Origin of the sequence: Paenibacillus lutrae, from assembly GCF_009757775.1 — a bacterium.
In the GTDB taxonomy this organism is placed as follows: domain Bacteria; phylum Bacillota; class Bacilli; order Paenibacillales; family NBRC-103111; genus Paenibacillus_F; species Paenibacillus_F lutrae.
The window spans coordinates 70,946-77,346 of sequence record NZ_RHLK01000017.1 but is presented as its reverse complement, the minus strand read 5'-3'; the positions used below and the strand labels follow the sequence as shown (position 1 = coordinate 77,346).

At 44.5% G+C, this 6,401-nt stretch carries 6 protein-coding genes; 2 read left to right on the top strand and 4 right to left on the bottom strand.

Features of this window, described 5'->3' with window-relative positions; all coding sequences use genetic code 11:
* Positions 1 to 330: 330 nt before the first annotated feature.
* Complete coding sequence (locus EDM21_RS21595; RefSeq protein ID WP_157338501.1) at positions 331 to 663, top strand: hypothetical protein; 333 nt, start codon at positions 331 to 333, stop codon at positions 661 to 663.
* A gap of 252 nt (positions 664 to 915) precedes the next feature.
* On the top strand, positions 916 to 1,428 hold the full coding sequence (locus tag EDM21_RS21590) for a DUF3231 family protein (protein ID WP_157338500.1): 513 nt from the start codon (positions 916 to 918) through the stop codon (positions 1,426 to 1,428).
* 112 nt (positions 1,429 to 1,540) lie between these two features.
* Here the strand turns inward: EDM21_RS21590 and EDM21_RS21585 are convergent, their stop codons facing one another.
* The 4 genes from EDM21_RS21585 to EDM21_RS21570 form a co-directional block, all read right to left on the bottom strand.
* Positions 1,541 to 3,016, bottom strand: a complete 1,476-nt coding sequence (locus EDM21_RS21585) for an amidase family protein (RefSeq protein ID WP_157338499.1) — start codon at positions 3,014 to 3,016, stop codon at positions 1,541 to 1,543.
* A gap of 397 nt (positions 3,017 to 3,413) precedes the next feature.
* Entirely contained in the window at positions 3,414 to 3,896 is a 483-nt protein-coding gene (locus EDM21_RS21580) for a hypothetical protein (RefSeq protein ID WP_157338498.1), read from the bottom strand.
* A gap of 409 nt (positions 3,897 to 4,305) precedes the next feature.
* On the bottom strand, positions 4,306 to 4,584 hold the full coding sequence (locus tag EDM21_RS21575; protein WP_157338497.1) for a hypothetical protein: 279 nt from the start codon (positions 4,582 to 4,584) through the stop codon (positions 4,306 to 4,308).
* Positions 4,585 to 4,642: 58 nt separating this feature from the next.
* The gene (locus tag EDM21_RS21570) at positions 4,643 to 6,361 is read right to left on the bottom strand and encodes an ABC transporter ATP-binding protein (protein ID WP_201280822.1); all 1,719 of its coding nucleotides are present in this window, start codon (positions 6,359 to 6,361) and stop codon (positions 4,643 to 4,645) included.
* Between the last annotated feature and the right edge of the window lie 40 nt (positions 6,362 to 6,401).

Genomic DNA, 6,401 nt, shown 5'->3' with positions numbered 1-6,401 from the left:
ACTTGAAAGCGACCTTCGTTATTGCTCTTACTCAGCATTTTTTACACCTCGGCTCACCGTTTTACTTACTAATTCGATAAAAAAGCCTGTAGACCCTGCTCCTTGCGGAACTTTGTCTACAGGCTGAACCATCTTTAAAGATGGTTTTCTTTTTTATTTTGTCTTTTGATTTATCAGAACCTTGTGAAATGAAGGACCGCCTATGCTGTAAGGTGATGGCGGAGTTTGCACAGATTCATATCCGCTGTAAATGATGGGCTTCTACAATCCGAACATATCTAGGCATACGTTCATATTTTGTATCAGAGACATATTGGAGGGAGAGAGTCAATGAATTATTATTACAACACGAATACTCATGCCCAACGTCTGCAAACGGCTAATCAATTGGAGAAATGGAAAGGAATCGTTGTAGATATCACCTTGAGCAACGGCACTGTTGTTAAAGGCGTCGTTATCGATGAAGTTACTCCGGTTCCCGGAGATCCGATTGAATCCGAAGTGACCTATTTAAAATACGTGAATGGAGTTCCTTACAAAAATACAATTCAGGGTACGCACATACTGAATGTTCAGCAAACTGCTGGACCTGATATGACTCCCCCACCTCCCACATGTGGATGGGTTTGGACGTCCTACGGGTATCAATGGATCTGTAGATAGATGATAAACTGACTTTTTATTCGCCGCCTGTAATCAGGCAGCGTTTTTTTGTATTTTCCGCCCTATAAAATCCCTCCATACATAATCAGCCTCTTTGGGCAGAACCTTTACAGTTCACATTTCCGTGTCATAATCCCTGTAATCCTTGCTGAAGACAGCCGAGTTCTGTATATCAGATGTTTTTATGCATGAAATCTAGAATTTAGGAAACAGTAAACTTGTAAATAAATCACGTAAAGGAGCCAGACTATAATGGGAATTTTAAGTGGAAATCCAAAAGATGAACCGATGCATTATGGAGAAATCAGTAGTGTATGGCTAGCTTCGACGGCAGCAAAAGGTGCCATATCCTGCTATCAGGCTTATTTAAACCATGCTGGCGATAAAGATCTGAAAAAAATAATTGAGGATCTTATTGATCAGGCAGAGTTGGAAAGTAAAGAGCTCGATAAGCTGCTTACGGAGAATGGAATTTCTCCTGCCCCTCTATTGCCCGAAAGGCCTCCCGTTAAACTGGAAGACATTCCAGCTGGAGCAAGATTTACTGATCCTGAAATAGCTGCCAAAATATCTGCCGATACGGCTGTAGGTTTGGTTGCATGCAGTCAAGTAATGGGCCAATCAATCAGAGAAGATATTGGGGCCTTGTTTGCTAAATATCATGCAACTAAAACGGCTATAGGTGTGAAAATTCTTAAACTGAATAAGGATAAAGGTTGGCTCACACCGCCGCCTCTACAAGTAAAACGACCAGACAATGCATAGAACTTTTCAGTAGAGTAGAGCCCTGTTTCCATAAACAGGGCTCTTTCTTTTGGATATTCTATAGGACAGATGGCTGACACGGATACAATGCCGAGGTCTATCCCCAGGCTCCCTAAACCTCAGGTGGAAACCGGTGCTTTGTCGCTTGCTCGAATCCGTATGCAAGTTTGATTAAAGTAGGTTCACTATAGGCATGGCCTGAGAAAGTTACCCCCATAGGTCCTTTCGTTATGTACCCGCCTGGGGCAACGATGCCAGTCTCCGCGAATCCCGCCGGTACCGTAATGATCGGGTAACCCGCTCTAGCTGCTACATCACATCCATCATCTCCAGGAAAAAGCAGCGCATCCAGTTGATGCTCCGAGAGAACGTGATCAATACCTAATTCACGAGAATGAAGGCGATCTTTAGCGAGACTCTTCAAATATTCCTCTTCGGTAAGGGTACCGCTTGTTTCTTCCGACCATATCAACACATCCTGCCCGTATTTCAAAGCACGGTTGGCATGCTCTATATTATAAGCGATGACTTCTTGAAGGGAATGCACGGGAACGGAATCGCTTAAGCCGGATAAATAATCGTTAAGGTATTTCTTAAACTCGTAACGCATGACATGCGGTTCCCAGTCTGTCTCTTCGCAAGGCAGCGTTACCGGATTAATAATTGTTGCGCCCCGTTCCCTCATAACAGCGATGGCTCTTTCCATAATCGCAAGGCGCGGTTCGTCAAGAGCTTCGTAATAGGCTCTGGGCACACCTATACGAGCCTGCTTCAAGAAATCCGCCTCCAGGAACTGTGCGTAATCGGTGTAAGTCTTACCCCGGCTTGATTCCGTTGCAGAATCTGCGGGGTCAGCACCCGTCATAGCTCCCAGTAGAATAGCAGCATCCGCAACGGTTCTGGCTAATGGACCGGCCGTGTCTTGGCTGTTCGTGATAGGGATAATACCTGTCCGTGAAACCAGCCCCACGGTTGGCTTGATCCCCACCAGCGCGTTATGGCTTGCCGGACTTACAATGGAGCCGGACGTTTCGGTCCCTACCGAAGCGGCAGCCAAATTAGCCGCTATCGCGGCGCCGGATCCGGAACTTGATCCCCCTACGAATAATTCTCCGGGGCCATATGGATTTAACGTTTGTCCGCCGCGTGAACTGTAACCCGCCCACATCGTATTAGACATGTAGTTGGCCCATTCTGTCATGTTGGTTTTACCAAGTAGAACTGCACCGGCAGCACGCAGCTTCGCAGCAACAAAAGAATCTTGAGAAGCAAACGAGTGCGCCAAAGCGATAGACCCGGCACTCGTATGCATCCGATCTCCTGTGTCTATGTTATCTTTGAGCAGAATTGGAATCCCGTGGAGGCTTCCACGGCTTCCGTGTTCTTGGCGTTCATGATCGAGAGCTCTTGCAATTTCCAGAGCATCCGGATTTATTTCCAGGATAGAATGGATCTGAGAATCTATAACGCGGATCCTCTCCAAATAAACCGCAACCAAATCTTCCGAGGTTAGCCAGCCGGCCTCCATGGCGGACTGCATACCAGTCAGGTCCGCTTCAATGATCCATTTCTCTAATTTCTGCTTCATTAAGGAACTCCTCTTTCTAGTGACGCAATGCTCTCGCAAACAACTGAATCTGTCACCTGCATCTTTATCTACACCCTAACATACATAATCCACCATACGTAGGAAAAAAATAATTATACAGAAAGATTCCAATCACCGCAGCCGACTATACTTTATTCGATCATTATTGACATCGTATTGTTCCACAGTAAGTCAAAAAGGCCCGCTTATATAATAAGCCAGACCTTTTAGTAATTTGAAACATTCACTTCTCTATTGTACCAGCTTAATAATCAACGGGATGTCTCGTCTGAATTTTGGAAGCATCCCGTTGATTAAGATGTTGCAGATGTGGTGGTTGATCAAACGATTAAAACTGATTCAGATGAATCAAGTGCGTGCAAGTTTTATCAGTAGTTTAGTTATAATATACATTTGCATTGATATTCACCAAGCCTGGACCGTTATTTATGTAACCAAAGTAATAGGTCCCAGGTTCAAGGTAAAAGTATTGTCTAGGCATATAACCGTTACCTGTGAGGTTGGGCCAACCCACATTATTGCTGCCGTTTTCTTTAAACACAAGATAAGTCACATTGGGAGTGCTTCCGTCACCGGCCGCTGTTTGATTGATATCGATATAATATGAAGAACCGTAAGTTACCGTGAATTTATAGAAATTATATGTTGTTTGAAGACCTGCCTGCGGTGATAAATTATTGTGGTAGAACCAGCCGTGCAATTGTGACTGTACACTTTTTGATAATGACTCTGCTGCAATAGGCTGAGATGTTCCTCCGAAGCCAGACTTTATCACTTCTTCGGCTGCAGATGCAGATTGAGTAGCACCTAATAGACTGGCAGTAACGAGAAGGGCCGAAAAGAATTTTGAAATTTTCATTCAGAATACTCTCCTTTATTATTTTTTAGAGGATGGCCATCACTCATTGTCAATTATGTCATATTTTGTAATTTTTGTAAATGTTATATTCTAATCCTTATCGTTATCTCTGCATATTTTTTCACTTTAGTTATATTCCTGCGGGATAGGGTTAATGTTCCACCTTCATACCAGAACATTTCATACTCGCCTACGTTACAAAATTGCTTCTTTAGTCCCCCCTTTCCTACATAACACACTTCAGCTTGATCTCCGGTCACAATTTTTCAATCGGAGTCGTATACAAGTTCAAATAGCCGATCATGACGCTATATAAAGAAAGACTGCCAGAATAACTGGCAGTCTTCTTAAGAAATATCATTCGATCCTATTGCATCTAATGGATTAGGTGAGGGATCCTAAGTTAAGTTTAATCCACGTAACCGGCAATGCCTTTGTCCATCAAGAAATCCATCTCTGTGTCCAGAATGCTCTCTACGGTCAGTTCGTCTAATTTGACGTCCCGCCGGCTTAGTACGTAATCTACGATATCATCGCTATCGATATCCACTTCGCCTTTTGCATTTGCCTTGGCGTTGTTCAGAAATACTTGCTCATGCTGTAACACTAGTCGAATCGCTGCCGGGGCTGCATTTGTTTTCAACGCTATGTAGTCCACAAGCTCCTGCTCATTCACTGCTTCGCTCATCCTCTGTCCACTCCTTCTTGTGATCATAAGCCATTGTAGCATAGAAGAGACATGTAGATTAAGCGAATAATTGGGAGCCGGGCACCTTGTTCGCTGCATTCGGATATTTACGGCCGCTTTGAAGCTGATACATCTTAAAGTATCTGCCCTCAAGTGCCATCAGCTCTTGATGGCTGCCGCGCTCTACAATCTCTCCCCGGTGGAGGACAATGATCTGATCCGCTTCGCGTATCGTGGATAATCTATGTGCGATTACCAGTGTAGTGCGTCCTTCGCTGACTACCTTCAATGCCTTCTGTATGAGTCCTTCCGTCTCACTGTCGATGCTGGCCGTTGCTTCATCTAATATGAGAATAGAGGGATCGAATGCTAAGGCTCTGGCAAAAGAGATTAATTGCCTCTGACCGGATGACAACGTACTCCCGCGCTCAACTACCTGTTCGTCGTAACCCTCCGGAAGCTGTTCGATGAAGGAAGCGGCGCCGACAGCTTCTACAGCGCTTTTTACACGGTCAAGTGTGATATCTTTGTTGTACAGGCTTACATTAAATTTAATATCCCCCGCGAACAAATAAGGATCCTGCAGGACAATGGCCATGTGTTTGCGCAAAGCCTGCTTAGATATCCGGGAAATATCGTGCCCGTCAATGGTGATCGTCCCTGAATCCGGTTCGTAAAAACCAAGCAGCAGATTCATAATTGAACTTTTACCGGAGCCGGTGTGCCCGACAAGCGCAATCGTTTCGCCTTTTCGTGCTTCAAAGGAAATGTTTTTAAGTACGGGCTCCCCCGCTTTGTAAGCGAATGTAACGTGATCGAATTTGACGATGCCGGCCGGCCGTTCAACATGATCGGTTTTCTCGATTTCAACGCCTTCTTTATCCAGAATAGCAAACACTTTATCAGCCGATACGAAAGCTCTTTGAGCATTAGTAAGCTGGTCGAAAAATCCAATAATAGGTTGAAAGATTCGTCCCAAGTAGTCAATAAAAGCATAAAAGGCTCCGAACGAAATCACGGTCAGCAGTGATTCTCTGCCGAAATACCAAAGGACTGCAGCCGTAACCAGACTGCCGATCGTGCCGACAATGTTGCGCGACGACAAAGAAAACACACGAAACTGTTTGATCTGGTTCACATAGCGGTCTTTATTCAGCGTCTCGAATTCATCCTGTGTCACTTTCTCACGCCGGAAAGCCTGGATAATCGGCATTACCTGAATAGATTCATTAATCATCGCATTCATATCACTAAGGCGAGCCCGCATGATTGTAATATATTTCTTGGAGAATTTGAGATGAATAAGAATAATAACGACGAACAGCGGCAGCAGAAGTAAGCATAGAAGTGCCAGACGGACATCGAGAATGTACAACGCTATAAAAATACCGATGATCTGTACCGTACTTACAACGAAGGTCGCCATAAAGCTTATAAACAAATCCCGGATCGCTTCCGTATCGTTCGCTATTCTTGAAACCACTTGCCCGATTGGCGTATTGTCAAAATAACGAAGGGGAATCCGCTGAATATGTTTCATCAAGTCCATACGCATATTCTTAATGATACGAAGAGCCGTGGATTGAAGAAGATAAGATTGAACGAAGTTGCTGACACTTGCAGTTAATAAAAGCCCCATGTACATAGCCAGAAGCCACAGAACGGGCACAAGATCCTTGGTATTCGCAGACAAGTGCTGGTCAATAATGGTTTTGGTAATAAACGGACCTGTAAGTTCCGCACCTACCGCAAAACATAGGATCAACAGTGCGCCCATGATCCTGAATTTGTAAGCGAGAGCATACCCGAGCAGTCTT